The sequence below is a fragment of the Microbacterium sp. EF45047 genome, assembly GCF_028472845.1.
GTDB classification, from domain to species: domain Bacteria; phylum Actinomycetota; class Actinomycetes; order Actinomycetales; family Microbacteriaceae; genus Microbacterium; species Microbacterium neungamense.
The window spans coordinates 380,159-401,321 of sequence record NZ_CP069429.1 but is presented as its reverse complement, the minus strand read 5'-3'; the positions used below and the strand labels follow the sequence as shown (position 1 = coordinate 401,321).

Here is a 21,163-nt window from a genome sequence, read left to right as displayed (position 1 = left end):
GCGGCCCGGCATCCGTCGCGAGATGTATCCCGGTCCGCGGATCCGCACCCGCGGCGGGCCCGAGCGGATCAGACCCGGCGATTCAGACCCGGGCGAGGATCTCCCCGTGCGGCAGCAGGAACCAGCCGTCGTCGTGCCCCGCCCAGGCGCGCCAGCCGGCGCTGATCCGCCGCAGATCGGCGGTGCCGGCCAGGCCGGTGTCGACCAGCTGCCGCGCCAGCGCCGACTCCAGGATGCGGTCGGCCCACATCCCGCCCCACCACGCCCGCTCCTCCGGCGTGGCGTACAGCCAGGTGGAGGCGGATGCCGTGACGTCGGCGAGCCCGGCGGCGTGCGCCCAGGAGAGCAGCCGGCGCCCGGCATCCGGCTCCCCGCCGTTGGCGCGTGCCGCCGCCTGGTAGAGCCGCATCCACTCGTCGAGTTCGGGCAGCAGCGGGTACCAGAGGAAGCCGGCGTAATCGGCGTCGCGCGCGGCGACGAGCCCGCCGGGACGGACGACGCGGGCCATCTCCCGCAGCGCCTGCACCGGATCGCCGACGTGCTGCAGCACCTGGTGCGCGTGGGCGATGTCGAAGGCGTCATCGGGGAAGCCGAGCGCGTGCACGTCCGCCACGGCGAACGCGATGTTGGTCGTGCCGGTCCGGGCGGCGAGCGCCTGCGACAGCGACAGCGCCTGGGCGTCGATCTCGGTCGCGGTGACGTGCGCCACGCGGGAGGCGAAGTCGATCGTGATCGTGCCGGGGCCGGCGCCGACGTCGAGCAGCCGCTGGTCGGGGGCGAGGTGCGGCGCGAGATAGGCCGCGGAGTTCGCGATCGTCCGATTGCTGTGCGAGCGGAGCACCGAGTCGTGGTGTCCGTGGGTGTAGACGGCCATGCGGCCAGTCTGTCAGGCGGCGTGGCCTGCGGATGCGGACGGGCAGCGGTTCAGTCCGTCCGGCGCAGCTCCGACACCAGCCGGCGGACGGCCTCCCGGTCGGGCTTGCCGGAGGGCAGGGCCGCCAGCTCGTCGACGAGGATGAGCCGGGCGGGCCGGGCGTGCCGGCCGATCTCGGCCGCCACGGCGTCGCGGGCGCGTTCGAGCTGCTCGGCCTCGCTGCGCCGGAGCTCCTCCCCGCGCGCGGCGACGATCACGGACGCCTCGCCCCACCGCGGATCCGGGATGCCGACGACGACCGCGCCGGCGAACCCGGGGATGCGCCGGACGATCCGCTCCACCCGGTCGAGGGAGACGTTGATGCCACCGGAGACGATGACGTTGTCGGCGCGGCCGTGCACACGGACGACGCCGTCCTCGACGAGTCCGAGGTCGCCGGTGCGGTACCACCGGGTGCCGTCCGCGTCGCGGAGGAAGACGCGGGCGGTCAGCTCCTCGTCGCCGAGGTATCCGTCCGCGAGCATCGGCCCGCTGATCCGCAGTTCGCCGTCGACCGCCCGCACGGTGACGCCGTCCAGCGGGAGGCCGTCGTACACGCATCCGCCGCTCGTCTCGCTCGACCCGTACGTGCGCACCAGGCGGATGCCGGCGTCCGCCGCCCGATCGCGCAACGGCTCCGGCAGCGCCTGCCCGCCGACGAGCACGGCCCGGTACGCCCGCAGGGCGTCGAGGACGCCGGTATCCTCAGCCGCCGCGTCGAGCAGCGTCGCCAGCTGCGCCGGGACCAGGGAGGTGTAGAGCCCGTCGCCCCCGCCGGCCGCGGCCCGGGTGGCCTCGGCGAACGCCTCGGGGCGGAACCTGCCCTCCAGCATCACCGGGTCGGTGCCGGCGAGGAGGGAGCGGACGAGCACCTGGAGGCCGGCGACGTAGCCGGCCGGCAGCGCGAGCAGCCAGCGTCCCTGCCCGATCCGGGCGGCCGTGGCGCGCGCACTGGCCCGCAGCGCACCGGCGCTGAGGACGACGCGCTTGGGGATGCCGCTCGACCCGGACGTCGCGATCACCGCGGCGGTTCCGTCCGGCGCCTCCGCCCGCACGTCGTCGAGCATGCCCAGCCCGAGGGCAGGTCCGCCGTCGAGGGCGTGACGGATGCCGTCGAGCACCGCCCTCGGGTCGTCCCCGGAGAGCCCGATCAGCCGCGGCATCCGTTCCTCCCTCGGGTGCGGCTCAGAAGTGCCAGGGGAACGGCGACCAGTCCGGCGCGCGCTTCTCGAGGAAGGCGTCGCGCCCCTCGAGGGCTTCGTCGGTGCCGTACGCGAGGCGCGTGGCCTCCCCGGCGAACACCTGCTGGCCGACCAGTCCGTCGTCGACGGCGTTGAAGGCGAACTTCAGCATCCGGATCGCGGTGGGCGACTTCGTCAGCACCGTCCGCGCCATCCTCAGCGCCTCGCGTTCGAGGTCGGCGTGCGGGACGACCCGGTTGACGGCGCCCATCTCGTACGCCCGCTGAGCCGAGTACTCCTCGGCGAGGAAGAACACCTCGCGGGCGATCTTCTGCCCGGTCTGGCGCGCCATGTACGCGGATCCGTATCCGGCGTCGAAGCTGCCGACGTCGGCATCCGTCTGCTTGAACCGGCCGTGCTCGGCCGAGGCGATCGTCAGGTCGCACACCACGTGCAGGGAATGCCCGCCGCCGGCCGCCCAGCCCGGGACGACGGCGATGACCACCTTCGGCATGAACCGGATCAGCCGCTGCACCTCGAGGATGTGCAGCCGGCCCGCCCTGGCCTGCGCCTCGGCGGGAACGGCGGTCTCGTCGTCGGAGTACTTGTACCCGTCCCGGCCGCGGATGCGCTGGTCGCCGCCGGAGCAGAACGCCCACCCGCCGTCCTTCGGACTGGGGCCGTTGCCGGTGAGCAGCACGGCGCCGATCCGCGGATCCTGGCGGGCGATGTCGAGCGCCCGGTACAGCTCGTCGACCGTGTGCGGCCGGAACGCGTTCCGCACCTCCGGGCGGTCGAACGCGATCCGCGCGACGCCGCCGTCGCGCGAGATGTGCGCGGTGATGTCGGTGTAGTCCTCCGCACCGGGGGCGAGCACCCACTCGGCCGGGTCGAACAGGTCGGAGACGAAGGCGTCGGTCACGGCGTCCAGCCTAGTTCGGCACGGCCTCGCGGCGGGGAGCCGCCGGCGCCGGCGACCGGGCGGACAGCGCCTTCCGCCACCCGTCCACGATGTCCCACAGCGCACCGCCGACGATCACGACGCCGACGATGACGGCGACCGTCGCGACGATCCCGCCGGCGGACGCTCCGGCATCCTCCGCACCGCTCTCGACGAGGTACCGGACGAACTCCGGGTTCACGATCCGGCCCTGCAGCAGCAGCACCATCACGGGGACGGCGACGGCGAACGCCAGGACCGTGTTGACCACGGCCAGCGGAACCGTCCAGCGACCGGCGAGATACACGCGGATCGCGAGTGCGGCCTCCGCCACGAGCAGCACGAGCAGAGCCGTCACGCCCCACGGCCACAGCGCCGGGTCGAGGATCGGCATCGCCTCGCCGTCGACGCGCACGAAGCCGCGGACCGCGTCCCACAGCACCGCGCCGGCGGCGATGGCGAGGAACACCAGCGAGCCGATCAGGTCCGTCCGGCCGGTCGCGTTCTGCGGCGGCTCCGGCAGCCGGTCGATGTCCCACGTGACGCCCGTCTCCGCGCCGCGGCGTTCCAGGAGGACGAACACCAGCGTCGTCCAGAAGGCGATGTGCACGATGACGCCGATGCCGGTCGTCACCGAGGCGGCGATGGCCTCCCCCGCGGTGGCGTCGGTGAGCAGCCGCGCCAGCAGCACGGCGCCCATCGCCAGCGGGGTGACGATCCACAGCAGCAGCCTCAGCAGACGCCACCACACCAGGTAGTACCGGGGTCCGATGAGGTGCAGCGGCCGGTCGGCGTAGCCGGCGGCGAGGACGGCCGGGTCGCCGAGTCCGCTCAGCACCGCGCGCTCGGCGTCGGTCGGGCTCTCCCCCTGCTCCACACGCGCCTCCACGGCGTCGGCGATGGACGCCTCGAGCTCGGCGCGCACGTCGTCCTGGGCGGACGGCGGCAGGCTGCGGATGGTGGCGGCGATGTACCGCTCGGTGAGGGTCGTGGGCATGATCACTTCTCCTTCTCGGCGCGGGTCTTCTCGGCGCCGATCGCGTCGGCACCGGTGTTGTCGGCACCCCGGCGGGTCGTCTCGGCGAGCGCGGCGGATGCCGATGCGATGGCCGCAAGCTCCCGGGTCAGGGTCTCGGCGAGGCGGATTCCGGACGCCGAGGTGCGGTAGAACTTGCGGGGTCTCGCCTCGTCCGTGTTCCAGGCGCTGTCGAGGTACCCCTGCTTCTCGAGCCGGCGCAGCAGCGGATAGAGCGTGTTCGCGTCGGTGGGGAAACCCGCCGCGCTGAGCTGCTCCAGCAGCCCGTAGCCGTACCCCGGCTCGCGCAGCAGCTGGAGGCTGGCCAGCACGATCGTGCCCCGCCGCAGCTCCTGCAGGTGTCCGTCGAAATCCGCCTCTTCCATGTTCGTCACTATAATGTGTGCCACACACTATTGTCAACGACGCATGCGACCGGGGTATCGGCGGGCCCGGTCGGGCGACGCGCAGGACTCCAGACGCGGCTGGCTCCCGGGGGAGCGCACACGGCGGGGCATGATGGACGCATGACGCCCCCGCTCGCCGACCTCCTCGCCACGGCGCACGTCGTCGCGCTCCCGCTGCACACCCGGTTCCGCGGCGTCGACGTCCGCGAGGCGCTGCTGTTCGAGGGCCCGCAGGGCTGGGCGGAGTTCTCGCCGTTCCCCGAATACGAGGACGCCGAGGCGGCGACCTGGCTGGCGGCGGCGATCGACTTCGCCTGGAACCCACAGCCGGCGCCGCTGCGCGACCGCATCCCGGTGAACGCCACGGTCCCGGCCGTCGACGCGTCGCGTGTACCCGAGGTGCTCGCCCGCTTCGACGGATGCCGCACCGCCAAGGTCAAGGTCGCCGAGCGCGGCCAGACGCTCGCCGACGACATCGCCCGGGTGCGCGCCGTGCGCGCCGCGATGGGCCCGGAGGGCCGCATCCGCCTCGACGCGAACGGCGCGTGGAACGTCGACGAGGCCGAGCACGCCACGCACGCCCTCGCCGAGTTCGACCTGGAATACCTGGAGCAGCCGTGCGCGACGGTGCCCGAACTCGCCGAGCTGCGCGCCCGCATCCGCTACATGGGCATCCCGGTCGCCGCCGACGAGAGCGTGCGCAAGGCGACCGACCCGCTCGCGGTGGCGGATGCGGATGCCGCCGACCTGCTCGTCGTCAAGGCGCAGCCGCTGGGCGGCGCCCGCCGGGCCCTGGAGATCGTCTCCGCCGCGGGTCTGCCGGCGGTCGTCTCCAGCGCGCTGGACACCGCGGTCGGCCTGGCGCAGGGTGCGGCCCTGGCCGCCGCACTGCCCGAGCTCGAGTACGACTGCGGGCTCGGCACGGCCTCCCTCTTCGCGGACGATGTCGCCGAGGCGCACGCGGTCGCCGGCGCGATCCCCGTGCAGCGGGTGGTCCCGGATGCCGCGGCGCTCGACCGCCTGGCCGCGACGGACGACCGCCGGGACTGGTGGCTGGGCCGCCTGCGCCGCTGCCACGCCGCGCTCACCGCGGCCGGCTGAGACTACGGGCGGGACGTCGCCCGGCCCTCGGCGACCATGAGCTCGACCATCCGGCCGAGCTCCTCGCTGCCGGAGCGCCGCAGCGCGTCGGCATCCATCCCCGCCATCGCGCCGCGCACGGTCATCCCCTCCCACACGATCATGAGCGTGCGCGCGGCGGTCTCCGGGTCCAGGCGCAGGGAGAGCTGCCCCGAGGCGACGATGTCGGCGATGATCTCGGCGATGCTCGCCACCATCTCACGCTCCTGGGCGAGATACGCGGCCCCGAACGCGGGGTCGCGGAGCGCCCGGATGCGGATCTCGCTCATCAGCAGGACGCCCAGTCGGTCGTCCCCCGCCGAGTCCATCACCTGCTGCACGAGGTCGACCGGATCGCAGTCCTCGAGGGCGCCGTCGCCGACCATCTGATGCACCCGCTCGCGCACCGCGGCCACGCGTGCCGAGCCGACCCGCGCGGCCAGCATGAGGAACAGCTCGTCCTTGGAGTCGAAGTTGGAGTAGAACGCGCCGCGCGTGAAGCCGGCCCGCTCGCACACCGCCTCGACGGTCGCCCCCTCCAGGCCGAGCTCGGCGAACACCTGCGCGGCGGCGTCCAGCAGCCGCGTGCGCGTGTTCTCCCGGCGCCGGGTCGCGGGTGTCGTCATCGAAGCCTCCTCCTCCACTCTTCCAGATCGGATGCCGGGCCGCTCCTCCCGACCCGATCGGGTGCCCGCCGTACTGTCCGTGCGGATGCGGTGACCGCCGGTTCCCACCAAGCACACAGCATCCGTGCGGTGCCGTCCGATTACGATACATCTACGTATCCGATACATCTGTGTATCCAAATGGGGAGGCCGCGTGTCCACTCTGCTCTCGTCGCTCGGGCGCTGGTCCTTCCGGCATCCGTGGCGCGTGCTCGTCTCCTGGCTGCTCGTGCTCGGGATCGCCGGCAGCGGGGCCGTGCTGCTCGGCACCGGCACGGACAACACCTTCTCGATCCCCGGCACCGAGTCCGAAGCCGGGCTCGAGCAGCTGTCGCGCACCTTCCCGCAGGTGAGCGGGACCAGCGCGCAGTTCATCGTCGTGGCCGCCTCCGGCGCGGAGGTCTCCGACGCCGCCTACCGCGACGAGATCGAGGACGCCGTGGACGCGCTCGGCCGACTCGACGGCGTGCTCGCGGTGACCTCCCCGTTCGACGAGAGCGTGGACGGGATGGTGAACGACGACGCCACCGCCGCCATCGTCCGGATGCAGTTCGACGGGCAGGCCAGCGACGTGCCGGACGCGGTGAAGGAGCAGCTGCAGGACACCGTGGACGACCTCGCCGCGGCGCTCCCCGAGGGCGCGCAGACCGCGCTGGGCGGCGACCTGTTCGCGATGTCGATCCCGACGGTGACCCTCACCGAGGCGGTGGGCCTCGCGATCGCGCTGCTCGTGCTGATCGTCACCTTCCGCTCCTTCGTCGTGGCGGGGCTGCCGCTGCTCACGGCGGTGCTCGGCGTCGGGATCTCGATGGCCGGGATCTTCGCCGCCACGGCCGTCGCCACCGTGTCATCCACCACGCCGCTGCTCGCCCTCATGCTCGGCCTCGCGGTGGGCATCGACTACGCGCTCTTCATCGTCGCCCGCCACCAGGATCAGGTGCGCGACGGCGTCGACCCCGAGGAGTCCGCCGCCCGTGCGGTCGGCACCGCCGGGTCGGCGGTCGTGTTCGCCGGGGTCACCGTGCTGATCGCGCTGATCGGGCTCGGCTTCGCCGGCATCCCGTTCCTGACCACGATGGGCATCGCCGCCTCCGTGGCCGTGGCGATCGCGGTGGCGGTCGCCGTGACGCTCACCCCCGCGCTGCTCGGGTTCGTGAAGGGCCGGGTCGCGGGTCGCGTCCGCCTCACCTCCCGCGCCGAGACCCCGAGCCCTCACCGAGACCCCGTCTCAGCGACGCCCGCACCACGGGGTGTCGGCGACAGCACGGGGTCTCGACGCACCGCGCCGGCTCGGCGACCGGGGTTCGCGCGGCGCTGGGTCGACGGCGTCACGCGGCGCCCGGTGCTGGCGACCGTCGCCGTCGTGCTCGGCCTCGGCGTCACCGCGATCCCGGCGCTCAGCCTCGACCTCGCTCTGCCGAACGCCGGCGTGCTGCCGAAGGGCAGCGAGGCGCGGCAGGGTTACGACCTCACCGCCGAGCACTTCGGTCCCGGCTTCAACGGACCGCTCATCCTCACCGGCACCATCGTCACCTCGACCGACCCGCTCGCCCTGATGCAGGACCTCGGCGAGGAGGTGGAGGCGCTCCAGGGCGTCCGGGAGGTCGCCCTGGCCACACCGAACGAGGCCGCCGACACCGGGATCGTGCAGATCATCCCGGAGACCGCCCCGGACGACCCCGCCACCGCGGACCTGGTCCGCGAGCTGCGCGCCCACCACGACGAGTGGCAGGAGGAGTACGGCATCGACCTCCGCGTGACCGGCTTCACCGCGGTCGCGATCGACATCTCCGACCGTCTCGGCGCCGCGCTGCTGCCGTTCGGGATCTTCGTGATCGGCCTGTCACTGATCCTGCTCACGATCGTGTTCCGCTCGGTCTGGGTGCCGGTGACCGCTGCGGTCGGCTACCTGCTGTCGATCGTCGCCGCCTTCGGCGTGGTCGCCGCGGTCTTCGAGTGGGGATGGTTCGCGGACGCCCTGCACGTCGCCCGCACCGGCCCGGTGATCAGCTTCATGCCGATCGTGCTGATGGGGGTGCTGTTCGGCCTGGCGATGGACTACCAGGTCTTCCTCGTCTCGCGGATGCGGGAGGACTACGTCCACGACCCGGCATCCGGCCGGGAGGCCGCGGTCCGCGCGGTGCGCACCGGTTTCGCCGGCACCGCGCGCGTGGTGACGGCCGCCGCGCTGATCATGTTCGCGGTGTTCGTCGCGTTCGTGCCGGAGGGCGACTCCTCGCTCAAGCCGATCGCGCTGGGGCTGGCGGCGGGCATCGCGATCGACGCGTTCCTGGTGCGGATGACGCTGATCCCGGCCGTGATGGCGATCCTCGGCGAGCGCGCGTGGCGGATCCCCCGCGGGCTGGAGCGGATGCTGCCGCACGTCGATATCGAGGGTGAAGCGGTCGAGCGGGAGCGGGCACTGGCCGAGTGGCCTGGTGACGGAAGCGTCGTCGCGGCCGACGGGCTGGCACTGACGGATGCCGGCATCCACGACCTCCGGCTGCGGGTGGCGCCCGGTGCGGCGGTGATCGCCACCGGGGCGGCGTCGGGCGCGCTCCGCGCCCTGGCCCTCGCGATCGCCGGCCGTCTGACCCCGGATGCCGGGCGCCTGCGCGTCGCCGGGCACCTGCTGCCCGGTCGTGCCGCGTGGGTGCGAGGACACGTCGGGGTGGTGCGGGCGGAAGCCGTGTCGGCGGACGGCCTGGACGCGGAGCTCGCCGAGGCTCTGCGCGGCGCTCCGCAGATCGTCGTGATCGACGGCGTTGACCGGCTGTCCGGACCGGGACGCGAGGCGGTCCTCGCGCGGCTCCGCAACGACAGGGAGCGGCGCGGCGACGCCCCCGTCGCGGTGTTCGCGACGGCCGCGGACGCGGGCGCCGCGGAGGCGGTGCTCACGGATGCCGGGTACGCGGCATCCGTCCTCGACCTCGCCGACGCCCCGCCCTCCCGTCCATACCCCGCTGAATCGACGCCCGCAGCCCGGGGTGTCGACGCCGACCCGGGATCTCAGCCCGACGACTCCCCCGCCACCCTCCCCGCCGAACCCGCCGAGGTGAACGCATGACCCTCCCCATCGAATCCCGCCGATCGCGCCGCCTGCTGTCGATCCTGGGCGTGCTGCTTCTGCCCGCGGTGATCGGCGGCATCCTGGTCGCGGCGCTGCAGAACCCGACCCAGCGGCTGGACGCGATGACCGCGGCCGTCGTCAACCTGGACGAGCCGGTCACGATCGACGGACAGTACACGCCGCTCGGCCGGCAGCTCGCCGCCGGGCTGGTCGACGGCGCCGACGAGCTCGACTCCAACCTCACCTGGGTGATCTCGAACGAGGACGACGCCCGCGAGGGGCTCGCCGACGGCACCTACCAGGCGATCGTGACGATCCCGGCGGACTTCTCCGCCGCCGCGACCTCGGCCGGCACGGCGCTCACCGGCGGCGACGCCGACGACGCCGAGCGCGCGGAGATCACGGTGACCACGCCGCCGGACGGACGCGTGGCGGACGACCTCATCACGCAGCAGATCGCGTCGGCGGCGGCATCCGCTCTGGGCACCGCCGTGTCGGAGGCGACCGTCGACAACGTGCTCGTCGGCTTCGCGACGATCGGCGATCAGATCGGCGCGGCGGCGGACGGCGCCGCCCGGCTCGCGGACGGCGCGGATGAGGCCGCGGCCGGGGCGGGTGAGATCCCCGACGGCGCGGCGCAGCTCGCCGAGGGCGCCGCTTCGCTCCGCGACGGCGGCGGACAGCTCGCCGGCGGGCTGGACACGATCGCGGGCAAGGCGCGCGAGGCCTCCGGCGGAGCCGGCGCGCTCGGCGACGGACTGAGCGGCGGGGCCGCCACCCTGGAGCAGGACGGGCTGGTGCCCGAGGAGCTGTTCGCCGCCGCCCGCGGAGCGGCGGACGCCACGAGCGGCGTGGCGTCCGGCGTGGGAGAGCTGGCCACCGGCGTCGACGGGCTGGTGGCGCTCTGCCAGACCCGCACGCCCGGTGTCGACCCCACTGGCGACCAGGTCTGCGCAGGCCTCGGGGGGCTGCAGCAGGGACTGCCCGACCTTCGCGCCGGCGCAGATCTGGCGGCACAGGCCGCCGCAGGCACGTCGGACGGCCTGACCCGGTTCGACCAGGCCGCGCCGGGTCGGATCGCCGGGCAGATGCGGACGGCCGCGGACGCCGCGCATCAGCTCGGCGCCGGGCTCGGACAGCTGGCCGACGGCGTGGACCAGTCCGCCACCGGTGCGCGCGAGCTGTCCGGCGGGGCGGGCCGTCTCGCGGACGGCGCCGCCGAGCTCGGCGACGGGGCATCCGCTCTCGCCGACGGCCTCGACGGCCTCGCGACGGGCGCGGACGAGCTCGCCTCCGGCCTCGACACGGCGGCCACCTCGCTGCCGTCGTTCAGCGACGAGGAGTCCACCTCGCTCGCGTCGGTCATCGCGGATCCCGTGGCGGCGGATGCCGGGCCGGCGACCCTCTTCGGGCCCACCGCCATCCCGCTGCTGGCCGCCGTCGTGCTCTGGTTCGGCGCGCTGGCCACGTTCCTCACGCGCCGCGCGATGCCGGGGTCGGTGCTCACATCCCGGAGGTCGGCGGCCGGTCTCGCGGTCCGGGCGTTCTGGCCGGGCGCGGTGCTCGGTGCCGGGCAGGGGCTTCTCGTCGCGCTGGTGGTGCAGCTCGTCGCCGGCTACGACGCGGCCGCATGGTGGGGCTTCGCCGGCGTCGCCGCCCTGGCCGGGATCGCCTTCGCCGCGGTGAACCAGACGCTCGTCGCGGCACTGGGCGGCGCCGGTCGCTGGGTGAGCGCCCTGGTCGGCGTGTTGGCGCTCGCGACGGGTGTCATCTCCACGGTGCCGGGCTGGCTGGCCGGTCTCGGCGCGGCGATGCCGACCGCCCCGGCGCTCAGCGGACTGATCGCGCCGAGCGGCGCCGCCGTCGCCGGGCTGGTGGTCTGGACGGTGCTGTCGCTGGGGGTCACGACGGTCGCGGTGGCGCGGCGGCGGACCACGTCGGTCCGGGCGGTGCTCGCCGCGGCGTGACCGCCGGGCGGCATCCGTCGCGCGCGCCGGAGGAATCTCCTGTTCCCCGGAGACAGCCGTGGCGGTCGTGCGCGCCGCGCGGTGGGGGTCAGCTCAGGCCGGAGTACGCGTGCAGGCCCTTGAAGAAGACGTTGACGATCGTGAAGTTGAACAGCACGGCCGCGAATCCGGTGATCGACAGCCAGGCCGACGGGGTGCCGCGCCAGCCGCGCGTGGCGCGCGCGTGGATGTAGCCGGCGTAGAGCACCCAGATGATGAACGTCCAGGTCTCCTTGACGTCGAAGCCCCAGTACCGGCCCCACGCGTCCTGCGCCCAGATCGCGCCGGCGATGAGGGTGAAGGTCCAGAAGATGAACCCGACCACGGTGAACCGGTAGGCGAGGTTCTCCAGCCGGGCGGCATCCGGGATCGTCCGCAGGAATCCGGGCCCGGTCTTCGCGGCGCCCTCGGCGATCAGCCGCTCGCGCCGGGTCTGCATGAGCTGCATCACCGACAGCGCGAACGCCAGGGCGAGCAGCGCCGTCGACAGCGAGGCGACGAAGACGTGGATGATCAGCCACACCGACTTCAGCGGGTCCATCAGCGGCACGATCGGCACGTAGAAGTTGGTGGACGACAGGCCCAGCAGCACGACGATGAGCCCGACGATGAAGGTGCCGAGGTAGCGCAGGTCGAGGCGGGTCAGCACGGCGAGGAACACCGCGACGACCAGCAGCGTGCCGATCATCGCGAACTCGTACAGGTTCGCCCACGGCACCCGGCCGGCCGCGATCCCGCGGGTCACGGTCGCTCCCAGGTGGAACAGGAACCCGAGCACGGTGAGCGAGGTGCCGATGCGCGCCATCACGAGGCGCGGCCTGGGCTGGTCTCCGGATGCCGGGGCGTCGCCACCGGCCTCCGCGCCACCGCTCGCGGCCGTCGCACCCGCGGCGACCCCGGCGCCCACGAGCGCGTCCGCGCGCGCGGTCTGCGCGGCGGAGCGAGAGGCCAGGTCGAAGGCGAAGGCGACGAACGCGGCGGCGTAGATCGCGATCGCCGTCCACAGCAGCAGGACGGAGAGAGAGTCGAGTTCGGGCATGTCATGCTCCCTTCGCGGGGGTGTCGCGGCGCGGCGCCACCCCGTCGAGCAGCCGCTCGTGCCCGCGGACGAGATCGTCCACGGCGGCGGCCAGGGTCGGGTCCTCGCCGCGCGCGAGGCCGGCGTACTCCAGGCGGATGCCGTCGTCGGATGCCGTGGCCTTCACCCACATCCGGCGACGGGGCACGAACAGCGCCAGCCCCAGCCCGGCGAGCGCGAGCAGCGCGAAGCCGAGCACCCACGGGGCGGAGGCGTCGTGGTGGATCTGCAGCGACACGTAGCGCTTCACGGACTGCCGCAGATCGGTGGCGCCCTCGGGCGACTCGTCCTCGAAGGTGACCGTGCCGCGGCCGCCCGGCAGCTCTGCGGTCTCCCCCGGCTCCAGTTCGAGGGAGTCCACCTCGGTGCCACGGCCGGTGAGCTTCGTCAGCGATCCGGTGTCGAGCACGTAGACCGACCGGGGCGTGCCGTCGTCGATCCCGAGGTCGCCCTCGTACACGTCCAGGGTGAGCAGCGGGCCGTACAGGTCGCCGTAGGCGGAGGTGTAGGCGCCGGATTCCAGCTGCGCCGCCGTCGGGTAGAAGAAGCCGGTGAGGCCGAGCTGCTCCGGCATCCCGTCGGTGATCTTCACCACGCCGAGCGAGGTCATGTTGTTGTCCTGCGGCAGGAACTCCACCGGCTGCCGGAAGACGACCTCGCCGTCGGGGTTGCGCACCGTGATGGTCGGGGCGTAGCCGTTGCCGAGCAGGTAGATCTGGTCGCCGCCGACGCGCAGCGGGTGGTTCACCCGCACGGCGCCCTCCCACTCGGAGCCGTCGACGTCGCGGACGGTGACGTTCGCGGAGAAGTTCCCGGCCTGCCCGGCGCCGGCGCTGCCGATGTCCTCGTAGGTGACGTCGAAGGAGTCCAGGGTGAGCGCGTAGGGGGCCAGGGCCGTGTCGGAGACGAAGCGGCCCCGGTTGATCGAGTTGTAGTCGATCAGCGTGTTCACGAAGGTCGAGCCCTCGACCACGACCTTCTGCCCGGTGTAGGCGAAGCCCCCGCCGACGCCGACGGTGACGAGCACGCCGACGAGCGCGATGTGGAAGAGGAGGTTGCCGGTCTCGCGCCAGTAGCCGCGCTCGGCCGACACCGACCAGGTGCGGCCGCGGTCGTAGCGGGCGACCCGGTAGCCGAGCGCCTTGAGCTGCTTCTCCGCGACGTCGACGGCCTGCGCGGCTTCGGCCGCAGCATCCGTCGAAGCAGCGTCCGTCAGCGGCCGCACCAGCTCGCGGTGGTCCTCCAGCCGCGACAGCCGGGCCGGCGTCCGCGGCGGCTGGGCGCGCAGCGCCTTCAGGTGGTGCCGGATCCGCGGGACGATGCAGCCGATCAGCGACACGAACAGCAGCAGGTACACCGCCGAGAACCACGGCGACAGGTACACGTCGAACATGCTCAGCGCGTCGAGCGCCGGGAACAGGTCGGGGTTGTCGGCCTTGAACTGGGTGACGCCGTTCGGGTCCGCCATCCGCTGCGGGAAGATCGAGCCCGGGATCGCCGCGATGGCGAGCACGAGCAGCAGGATCAGCGCCACCCGCATCGAGGTCAGCTGTCGCCAGCCCCAGCGCAGCCACCCGGCGAACCCGAGCTTCGGCTGGTTCGGCTCGAGGTCGTCGGCCGCGTCGACGTGGTCGGAGGGGCGGAGCGGGTCGGTCGCCGAGAGATCAGAGCGGGAGTTCGACACTCTGCATCACCGCCCCCACCGTCGACATGAGCTGCGTCCACAGGCCCGTGACCATGAGCACGCCGAGCAGGATCAGCAGCGCCCCGCCGACGATGTTCACCACCCGGATGTGCCGGCGCAGGAACGCGATCGCGCGCGAGGCCCAGCCGAAGCCGAGCGCGACGAGCAGGAACGGGATGCCGAGCCCGAGCGAGTACGCCACGCCGAGCAGACCGGCGCGCCACGGGTCGCCGAGCGTCCAGCTCACCGCCGTGATCGCGGCCAGGGTCGGGCCGATGCACGGCGCCCAGCCGATGCCGAGGGCGAATCCGAGCAGGGGCGCGCCGATCAGGCCGGTGGCCGAGTTCACGTGCATCCGCATCTCGCGCTGCGCGAAGCCGAACAGGCCCAGGAACACGAGCCCCATCGCGATGATGACGAGACCGAGGACGCGGGTGATCAGGTCGCCCCATTCGAGGAAGAAGACGGATGCCGCGCCGCCGATCACCGTGTACGCCACGAACACCACGGTGAACCCGGCGATGAACAGCAGCACCCCGAGCACCAGTCGGCCGCGGGTCGCCGTGGCCACGGGCGCTGAGCCCGCCGAAGCGCCCGCCGTTCCGGACGCTGAGCCCGTCGAAGCGCCCGCCTTCGGCGCCACCGCTCCCCCGATGAAGCCGAGGTACCCCGGCACGAGGGGCAGCACGCACGGGGACAGGAAGGAGACCAGGCCCGCCAGCATCGCCAGCGGGATCGCGACCCAGAGAGCCCCGAAGCCGATGACGTCCTGGGGGCTCACGCGCTCTCCGCGAGCGCGTCCCGGACGAGCGTGGAGAGGATCGACGTCCCGTCGATCGGGCCGATGATGCGCGCGGCGACGCGGCCGTCGCGGTCGAGCACCAGGGTGACCGGAGGCGCCTGGATGGGGGTGACCTTCGCGAAGGCGAGCTTGGCCTCGCCGCTGTTCGCGTCGATCAGGCTGGGATAGGTGACCCCGTAGCGCTCGGCGAACGCCTTGGCGGTGTCGGCCTGGTCGTAGATGTTCACGCCGATGAAGGCGACCTCGTCGTCCTGGTGCTCCTGCCAGACCGCCTCGAGGTCCTCCGCCTCGATGCGGCACGGTCCGCACGCCGCGTACCAGAAGTTGACCACGGTCACCTTGCCGCGGACGTCGTCGCTGGAGAACTGCGCGCCGTCCTCGGTGACGCCGCCGAACTCGACCGGCTCGCCGCGCTCGTCGGCGGGGATCTCCGTCACCCGGAAGTCGTCGGCCGTGTACGCCTTCTGCTCGCCGTTGCGGTACGACTCGGTGAGCGGGTCGGGTGCGCAGGCGGCGAGGCCGACGGCGAGCACCGCGGCGAGCGCGGCTCCGGCCGCACGCAGAGAGCGGATGCGGCGTCGGGGGCGCCCGCTGCGGACAGGGCGAACCGTCGACGCGAGAGGCACGGTTGCCAGTGTACGTCCGGGTTCCTATGCGTCCGCCGGAAGATGCCGCCCGGCCGATGCAGCGGATCCGGCATCCACCGGGCGGCGATCGTCACACCGCGCCGAGGTCGACGCCCCCGGCGGCGGGCTCCGCGTAGCCGACCTCGTGCCAGCCGTCGTCGTCGCGCACGAACGAGGTGACGCTGGAGAGCGCGCAGCGCCGGGTGCGGGGGTCGTGCCGCAGCGGCAGACCGGCGACCGCCAGGTGGGTGATCCAGATCGGCGCCTGGTGGGACACGAAGACCAGATCGCCCGAGGGCACGGCATCCCACCGCTCGTCCATCACCGCCCGCATCCGCGCCACGATCGACGCGTACGGCTCGCCCCAGCTGGGGATCGACGGGCGCCGCAGGTGGCGCCAGTTCCGCGGATCGCGCAGCGCGCGCCGCATCCGCGTGCCCTCGAACACGTTCGTGGGCTCAAGCAGACGCGGGTCGAGCACCGCCTCCATGTGCAGCGCATCCATGAACGGCTGCACCGATTCGCGGGTGCGCTCCAGCGGGGAGGTGCGCAGCTCGGCGATCGGCCGGCCGAGCCCGAGCACGTACTCCGCCGCGGCCTTCGCCATCAGCTGCCCGGCGGCGCTGAGGTGGTAGTCCGGCAGGCGGCCGTAGAGCACCCGGTCGGGGTTGTGCACCTCGCCGTGGCGGACCAGATGCAGGCGGGATGCCGGCACGCTCAGGCCTGACGGTAGCGGGCGTCGCCGAAGCCGAGGATCAGGTATCCGATGAACGGCAGCAGCCAGAGCAGGAAGAACGAGAACACGCCGCCCTTGCCGAAGCGGGCGCCGAGCTTGAAGGCGACCACGATCGAGAACACGATGTTGATGATCGGGATGAGGTACAGCAGCGCGGCCCACCCGGTCATGCCGGCCACCTTGACCAGGAAGACGACGTTCACGATCGGGATGATCGCGAGGATGCCCGGGTACCCGGCCTTCGTGAACACCTTCCACAGCGCGATGGCGACGACCACGTAGAAGAGGAAGGCGATCACACCGCTGGTGCCGGTGAAGAGGCCCCGGTAGAGGTCTTCGAGTCCGTTGGTCGCGGAGGGGACGAGTGCGGTGTTCATCGGGATGCCTTCCGGGATCGTGTCTGTGGGCGGCCATCGCGAGTCTACTGAGGGCCGCGAGGACGGCGGCGGAGGCGCCGCAGGTGCGCCCGTAGAATGGCCGGGTCCGTCTTTCCCCCGATCAGAAGGAATCCTCCGTGCTCCGCACACACACGGCAGGCTCGCTCGATGCCTCGCACATCGGTCAGACCGTCACCCTCACGGGCTGGGTCGACCGCCGCCGCGATCACGGGGGCGTCGCGTTCATCGACCTGCGGGACGCGTCGGGCATCGCGCAGGTCGTCATCCGTGACGAGGAGGTGGCCCACCCGCTGCGCAGCGAGTTCGTGCTCAAGGTCACCGGCGAGGTCTCCCGCCGCCCCGCGGGCAACGAGAACCCGAACCTGCCCACCGGGGAGATCGAGCTCATCGCGGCCGACGTCGAGGTGCTGAACGAGTCGGCTCCGCTGCCGTTCCCGGTCTCCTCGGGACTCGCCGACAGCGACCCGGTCGGCGAGGAGGCGCGCCTGAAGCACCGCTACCTCGACCTGCGCCGCCCCGGTCCCGCGGCGGCCATGCGGCTGCGCTCGCAGGTGTACAAGGCGATCCGCGACGTGCTGCATGCCCGCGACTTCGTCGAGGTGGAGACCCCGACGCTCACCCGCTCCACGCCGGAGGGCGCCCGTGACTTCCTGGTGCCTGCCCGCCTGCATCCCGGCAGCTGGTACGCGCTACCGCAGTCGCCGCAGCTGTTCAAGCAGCTGCTGATGGTGGGCGGCATCGAGAAGTACTTCCAGATCGCGCGCTGCTACCGCGACGAGGACTTCCGCGCCGACCGTCAGCCCGAGTTCACCCAGCTCGACATCGAGATGAGCTTCGTGGACCAGGAGGACGTCATCGAGATGATGGAGGACGTCGTCACGGCGATGTGGGCGACGATCGGCGTCGAGGTGGACACCCCGCTGCCGCGGATGACCTACGCCGACGCCATGGCGAAGTACGGCTCCGACAAGCCCGACCTGCGCTTCGGCCTCGAGCTGGTCGAGGCGACCGAGTACTTCAAGGACACCCCGTTCCGCGTGTTCCAGTCGGAGTACGTGGGAGCGGTGCGGATGCCCGGCGGCGCCTCGCAGCCGCGAAAGACCCTGGACGCCTGGCAGGACTGGGCGAAGCAGCGCGGCGCCCGCGGCCTCGCGTACGTCCTGTTCAACGAGGACGGCACGCTGGGCGGGCCGGTCGCCAAGAACCTGTCCGAGGCGGAGCAGGCCGGCCTCGCCGAGCTCGTCGGCGCGGAGCCGGGAGACTGCGCGTTCTTCGCCGCCGGCGAGACGAGGGCCAGCCGCGCCCTGCTGGGCGCCGCCCGCGTGGAGATCGGACGCCGGCTGGGCCTGCTCGACCCGGACGTGTTCGCCTTCACCTGGATCGTGGACGCGCCGATGTTCGAGCCGGCGTCGGATGCCGTGGCCTCCGGCGACGTCGCGGTCGGCGCGGGTGCGTGGACCGCGGTGCATCACGCGTTCACCGGCCCCAAGCCGGAGTTCGAGGACACCTTCGACACCGACCCGGGCTCGGCGCTGGCTTACGCGTACGATCTGGTCTGCAACGGGTCGGAGCTCGGCGGCGGATCCATCCGCATCCACCGCGAGGACATCCAGAAGCGCGTCTTCACCGTGATGGGGATCACCGAAGAGGAGGCCGAGGAGAAGTTCGGCTTCCTGCTCGAGGCGTTCAAGTTCGGCGCTCCCCCGCACGGCGGGATCGCGCTCGGCATGGACCGCGTGCTGCAGCACCTCACGAAGACGGACTCGATCCGCGAGGTCATCGCCTTCCCGAAGTCTGGCGGCGGCTTCGACCCGCTCACCGAGGCGCCCGCCCCGATCACCCCGGAGCAGCGCGCCGAGGCGGGCGTCGACGCCCCGGCCCCTGACCTCGTCGAAGGCTCCTGAGCCCGTCGGACCCTGAACCGGTCGGACTTGAGCCCGTCGGACCCTGAGCCCGTCGAAGGGTCCGACGGGCTCAGGGTCCGGAGAACAGCGGCACCACGTTCTCGGCCCAGACGTCGACGCCGAGCTTGCCGATCAGGGCGATCACGATCACCAGGAACACCACCCGGATGAACGTCGATCCCCGGGCGATCGCCATCCGCGACCCCAGGTAACTGCCCGCGACGTTCGCCACCGCGAGGATCCCGCCGAGCAGCCAGAGCACCGCCCCGTGCGGGATGAACAGCAGCAGCGCCCCGGTGTTCGTGGCGAAGTTCACGATCTTCGCCTTCGCGCTGGACTGCAGAAAGTCGTAGCCCATCAGGGCCACCAGGCCGATCACCAGGAACGTGCCGGTCCCCGGTCCGATCAGCCCGTCGTAGAAGCCGATCACGAGCCCGGCCGCCCCGGCCATGATGTGGTGCCGGCGCCCGGAGAAGCGCAGCCGCGTGGCCGCTCCCATCTCGGGCCGGAAGGCGGTGAACAGGGCGACGGCCAGGAGCGCGACGACGATGATCGGCTTGAACGCGGCGGCGGGCAGCAGCGTGGCCACGGCCGCCCCGCCGAAGGACCCGGCGAGCGCGATTCCCGCCATCGGCAGCGCGGTACGGATGTCGGGCTTGGCACGGCGGTAGTAGGTGATGCTGCTGGTCGCGGTGCCGAACACCGAGGCGAGCTTGTTGGTGGCCAGCGCCTGCACGGGCGCGATGCCCGGGATGAGGAGCAGGGCGGGCAGCTGCAGCAGGCCGCCGCCGCCGACCACGGCGTCGATCCATCCGGCCGCGAACGCGGCAAGGACGATGAGGATGAGCGTTCCCCAGGTGAGCTGTTCCAGACCGAGGAGCGCGCCGATGTCCATCCCCTCAAGGATGCCAGACGCCGACGTGCGATCCGCGACGACGACGATCCTGTGCCCCACCCCATGGCGCGACCCCGGGCAGATGCCGAGACCCCGTACTGCCGGCGTCGGCAGCACGGGGTCTCGGTGATGAAGCGGGTGTCGGGGTCAGAGCACGCGGGACAGGAAGTCCTGCGTGCGCTGGTGCTGCGGGTTGGCGAGCACCTCGCGCGGGTCGCCCTGCTCGAGGATGTGCCCGCCGTCCATGAAGATCAGGCGCGACCCGACTTCGCGGGCGAAGCCCATCTCGTGCGTGACGACCAGCATGGTCATCCCCTCGTCGGCGAGCTTCCGCATCACCTGCAGCACCTCGCCCACCAGCTCCGGGTCCAGCGCCGAGGTCGGCTCGTCGAACAGCATCATGTCGGGGTTCATGCACAGCGCCCGCGCGATCGCCACGCGCTGCTGCTGACCTCCGGACAGGTGCCCCGGATAGGCATCCGCCTTGTGCGCCATGCCGACCCGTGCCAGCATCTCGTGCGCGATCCGCTCGGACTCCTCCTTGGAGCGCTTCTTGACCCGGCGCTGCGCGATGGTGAGGTTGCCCAGCACGCTCATGTGCGGGAACAGGTTGAAGCTCTGGAACACCATGCCGATGCGCGTGCGCACCCGGTCGATGTCGGTCTCCGGGTCGGTGATGTCGATCCCCTCGATGAGGATCTTCCCGTCCGTCGGCTCCTCGAGCAGGTTCACCGACCGCAGCAGCGTCGACTTCCCCGAGCCCGACGGGCCGATGATGCAGACCACCTCGCCGGCGGTGACGGTGAGGTCGATGCCCTTGAGCACCTCGTTGTCGCCGTACGTCTTCACCAGACCCCGGACCTCGATGGCCGGGGCATGGACATCGATCAGATCGGTGATCATCGCTGCCTCGCCATCCGACGCTCCAGCCACGCGGTGTAGCGCGTGAGCGGGATCGTCACGATCAGGTACAGGATCGCCGCCATGATCAGCGGCGTCGCGTTCGTGTTCTGCGTCGTCGCGTCGCGGGCGAACGTCGTGAGCTCCTTCGACCAGATGAAGGTTCCCGCGACGAACAGCAGCGACGTGTCCTTCAGCAGCAGCACGAACTCGTTCGTGAGCGGCGGGATGATGATCCGGAACCCCTGCGGCACCACGATCCAGAAGGTCGTCTTCATCGGCGACATGCCGAGCGAACGCGCCGCCTCGGTCTGCCCCTTCGGCACGGCCTGAAGGCCGGCGCGGATCGTCTCCGCCATGTACGCGGATGCGACGAGGATGAGACCGATCAGCCCGAGCACCACCGGACCGCCGAGCGCCTGCCCGCGGACGCCGGTGGCGATCGGCACGATGAAGGCCACGCCGAAGATCGTGAGCACCGCAGGAAGACCGCGGAACAGCTCGATCCAGGCCGTCGCGATCCACCGGAACGGCCCGATGCTCGACATCTTCAGCAGGGCCAGCACGATGCCCAGCAGCAGGCCGCCGAGGAAGGCGACCGCCGTGAACCACAGCGTGTTCACGAGCGCGGTGGTGATGATCCCGGGGAACAGCTTCGCCGCCACCGCCGGGTTGAAGAACAGCGGCCCGATCCTCGCCCAGTTGGTGCTGAACACGATCCAGACCAGGAGCGCGATCAGCAGCGCGTAGACGGTGTACCGGTAGAGCTTGGTTTTGGTGCTGCGCCTCAGCGCCATGGTGAAGGTCCTTCCGACCGCTCTGCG

19 protein-coding genes are annotated in these 21,163 nt (G+C 72.4%); 4 read left to right on the top strand and 15 right to left on the bottom strand.

Annotation, left to right across the window (positions count from 1 at the left end; translation table 11 throughout):
• Positions 1–82: 82 nt before the first annotated feature.
• Genes JRG78_RS01960 through JRG78_RS01940 form a run of 5 tightly spaced genes read right to left on the bottom strand, consistent with a single transcriptional unit; the run spans position 83 to position 4,435 of the window.
• Positions 83–874 (bottom strand): class I SAM-dependent methyltransferase, encoded by a 792-nt coding sequence (locus JRG78_RS01960; RefSeq protein WP_272653557.1) that lies wholly within the window; start codon positions 872–874, stop codon positions 83–85.
• Positions 875–924: 50 nt separating this feature from the next.
• Entirely contained in the window at positions 925–2,076 is a 1,152-nt protein-coding gene (locus JRG78_RS01955; protein WP_272653556.1) for an AMP-binding protein, read from the bottom strand.
• Between the two features lie 22 nt (positions 2,077–2,098).
• Entirely contained in the window at positions 2,099–3,016 is a 918-nt protein-coding gene (locus JRG78_RS01950; RefSeq protein ID WP_272653555.1) for a 1,4-dihydroxy-2-naphthoyl-CoA synthase, read from the bottom strand.
• A 10-nt stretch (positions 3,017–3,026) separates the two neighbouring features.
• Entirely contained in the window at positions 3,027–4,031 is a 1,005-nt protein-coding gene (locus tag JRG78_RS01945) for a permease prefix domain 1-containing protein (protein WP_272653554.1), read from the bottom strand.
• Between the two features lie 2 nt (positions 4,032–4,033).
• On the bottom strand, positions 4,034–4,435 hold the full coding sequence (locus tag JRG78_RS01940) for a PadR family transcriptional regulator (RefSeq protein WP_272653553.1): 402 nt from the start codon (positions 4,433–4,435) through the stop codon (positions 4,034–4,036).
• Between the two features lie 141 nt (positions 4,436–4,576).
• Between JRG78_RS01940 and JRG78_RS01935 the strand changes: the two genes are divergently transcribed.
• Complete coding sequence (locus JRG78_RS01935; protein ID WP_272653552.1) at positions 4,577–5,557, top strand: o-succinylbenzoate synthase; 981 nt, start codon at positions 4,577–4,579, stop codon at positions 5,555–5,557.
• 2 nt (positions 5,558–5,559) lie between these two features.
• On the opposite strand, the gene JRG78_RS01930 is transcribed toward JRG78_RS01935, so the two are convergent.
• The gene (locus JRG78_RS01930; protein WP_272653551.1) at positions 5,560–6,201 is read right to left on the bottom strand and encodes a TetR/AcrR family transcriptional regulator; all 642 of its coding nucleotides are present in this window, start codon (positions 6,199–6,201) and stop codon (positions 5,560–5,562) included.
• Positions 6,202–6,394: 193 nt separating this feature from the next.
• On the opposite strand from JRG78_RS01930, the gene JRG78_RS01925 reads away from it, so the two are divergent.
• Entirely contained in the window at positions 6,395–9,307 is a 2,913-nt protein-coding gene (locus JRG78_RS01925) for an MMPL family transporter (RefSeq protein ID WP_272653550.1), read from the top strand.
• A complete protein-coding gene (locus JRG78_RS01920; RefSeq protein WP_272653549.1) occupies positions 9,304–11,277 on the top strand; it encodes a YhgE/Pip domain-containing protein in 1,974 nt (657 codons plus the stop codon). Before JRG78_RS01925 ends, JRG78_RS01920 begins: the two co-directional genes overlap by 4 nt.
• Before the next feature lie 88 nt (positions 11,278–11,365).
• Here JRG78_RS01920 and ccsB read toward each other — a convergent pair whose 3' ends face one another.
• The 6 genes from ccsB to JRG78_RS01890 form a co-directional block, all read right to left on the bottom strand.
• A complete protein-coding gene (gene ccsB / locus JRG78_RS01915; RefSeq protein WP_259607316.1) occupies positions 11,366–12,355 on the bottom strand; it encodes a c-type cytochrome biogenesis protein CcsB in 990 nt (329 codons plus the stop codon).
• Between the two features lies 1 nt (position 12,356).
• Positions 12,357–14,078 carry a cytochrome c biogenesis protein ResB gene (gene resB / locus JRG78_RS01910; RefSeq protein WP_259607315.1) on the bottom strand — a complete coding sequence of 574 codons (1,722 nt, stop codon included), beginning with the start codon at positions 14,076–14,078 and terminating at the stop codon, positions 12,357–12,359.
• Positions 14,059–14,859, bottom strand: coding sequence for a cytochrome c biogenesis CcdA family protein (locus tag JRG78_RS01905; protein ID WP_259607314.1), 801 nt, complete (start codon positions 14,857–14,859; stop codon positions 14,059–14,061). Before JRG78_RS01905 ends, resB begins: the two co-directional genes overlap by 20 nt.
• Complete coding sequence (locus tag JRG78_RS01900) at positions 14,856–15,506, bottom strand: TlpA family protein disulfide reductase (RefSeq protein ID WP_259607313.1); 651 nt, start codon at positions 15,504–15,506, stop codon at positions 14,856–14,858. Before JRG78_RS01900 ends, JRG78_RS01905 begins: the two co-directional genes overlap by 4 nt.
• Before the next feature lie 91 nt (positions 15,507–15,597).
• On the bottom strand, positions 15,598–16,221 hold the full coding sequence (locus JRG78_RS01895; protein WP_259607312.1) for a histidine phosphatase family protein: 624 nt from the start codon (positions 16,219–16,221) through the stop codon (positions 15,598–15,600).
• Between the two features lie 2 nt (positions 16,222–16,223).
• Positions 16,224–16,619 carry a DUF5684 domain-containing protein gene (locus tag JRG78_RS01890; RefSeq protein WP_259607311.1) on the bottom strand — a complete coding sequence of 132 codons (396 nt, stop codon included), beginning with the start codon at positions 16,617–16,619 and terminating at the stop codon, positions 16,224–16,226.
• Between the two features lie 137 nt (positions 16,620–16,756).
• On the opposite strand from JRG78_RS01890, the gene aspS reads away from it, so the two are divergent.
• The gene (aspS, locus tag JRG78_RS01885) at positions 16,757–18,544 is read left to right on the top strand and encodes an aspartate--tRNA ligase (RefSeq protein ID WP_259607310.1); all 1,788 of its coding nucleotides are present in this window, start codon (positions 16,757–16,759) and stop codon (positions 18,542–18,544) included.
• Positions 18,545–18,614: 70 nt separating this feature from the next.
• On the opposite strand, the gene JRG78_RS01880 is transcribed toward aspS, so the two are convergent.
• The 3 genes from JRG78_RS01880 to JRG78_RS01870 form a co-directional block, all read right to left on the bottom strand.
• On the bottom strand, positions 18,615–19,439 hold the full coding sequence (locus JRG78_RS01880; RefSeq protein ID WP_259607309.1) for a sulfite exporter TauE/SafE family protein: 825 nt from the start codon (positions 19,437–19,439) through the stop codon (positions 18,615–18,617).
• A 147-nt stretch (positions 19,440–19,586) separates the two neighbouring features.
• The gene (locus JRG78_RS01875; protein ID WP_259607308.1) at positions 19,587–20,342 is read right to left on the bottom strand and encodes an amino acid ABC transporter ATP-binding protein; all 756 of its coding nucleotides are present in this window, start codon (positions 20,340–20,342) and stop codon (positions 19,587–19,589) included.
• Positions 20,339–21,136, bottom strand: a complete 798-nt coding sequence (locus JRG78_RS01870; protein WP_259607307.1) for an amino acid ABC transporter permease — start codon at positions 21,134–21,136, stop codon at positions 20,339–20,341. Before JRG78_RS01870 ends, JRG78_RS01875 begins: the two co-directional genes overlap by 4 nt.
• Positions 21,137–21,163 lie beyond the last annotated feature (27 nt).

What these genes read in the sequence shown, in the direction of transcription:
- JRG78_RS01960 (WP_272653557.1), bottom strand. Translation starts at nt 874, where the DNA reads ATGGCCGTCTACACCCACGGACACCACGACTCGGTGCTCCGCTCGCAC.
- JRG78_RS01955 (WP_272653556.1), bottom strand. Translation starts at nt 2,076, where the DNA reads ATGCCGCGGCTGATCGGGCTCTCCGGGGACGACCCGAGGGCGGTGCTC.
- JRG78_RS01945 (WP_272653554.1), bottom strand. Translation starts at nt 4,031, where the DNA reads ATGCCCACGACCCTCACCGAGCGGTACATCGCCGCCACCATCCGCAGC.
- JRG78_RS01940 (WP_272653553.1), bottom strand. Translation starts at nt 4,435, where the DNA reads ATGGAAGAGGCGGATTTCGACGGACACCTGCAGGAGCTGCGGCGGGGC.
- JRG78_RS01935 (WP_272653552.1), top strand. Translation starts at nt 4,577, where the DNA reads ATGACGCCCCCGCTCGCCGACCTCCTCGCCACGGCGCACGTCGTCGCG.
- JRG78_RS01930 (WP_272653551.1), bottom strand. Translation starts at nt 6,201, where the DNA reads ATGACGACACCCGCGACCCGGCGCCGGGAGAACACGCGCACGCGGCTG.
- JRG78_RS01920 (WP_272653549.1), top strand. Translation starts at nt 9,304, where the DNA reads ATGACCCTCCCCATCGAATCCCGCCGATCGCGCCGCCTGCTGTCGATC.
- ccsB (WP_259607316.1), bottom strand. Translation starts at nt 12,355, where the DNA reads ATGCCCGAACTCGACTCTCTCTCCGTCCTGCTGCTGTGGACGGCGATC.
- JRG78_RS01890 (WP_259607311.1), bottom strand. Translation starts at nt 16,619, where the DNA reads ATGAACACCGCACTCGTCCCCTCCGCGACCAACGGACTCGAAGACCTC.
- JRG78_RS01880 (WP_259607309.1), bottom strand. Translation starts at nt 19,439, where the DNA reads ATGGACATCGGCGCGCTCCTCGGTCTGGAACAGCTCACCTGGGGAACG.
- JRG78_RS01875 (WP_259607308.1), bottom strand. Translation starts at nt 20,342, where the DNA reads ATGATCACCGATCTGATCGATGTCCATGCCCCGGCCATCGAGGTCCGG.
- JRG78_RS01870 (WP_259607307.1), bottom strand. Translation starts at nt 21,136, where the DNA reads ATGGCGCTGAGGCGCAGCACCAAAACCAAGCTCTACCGGTACACCGTC.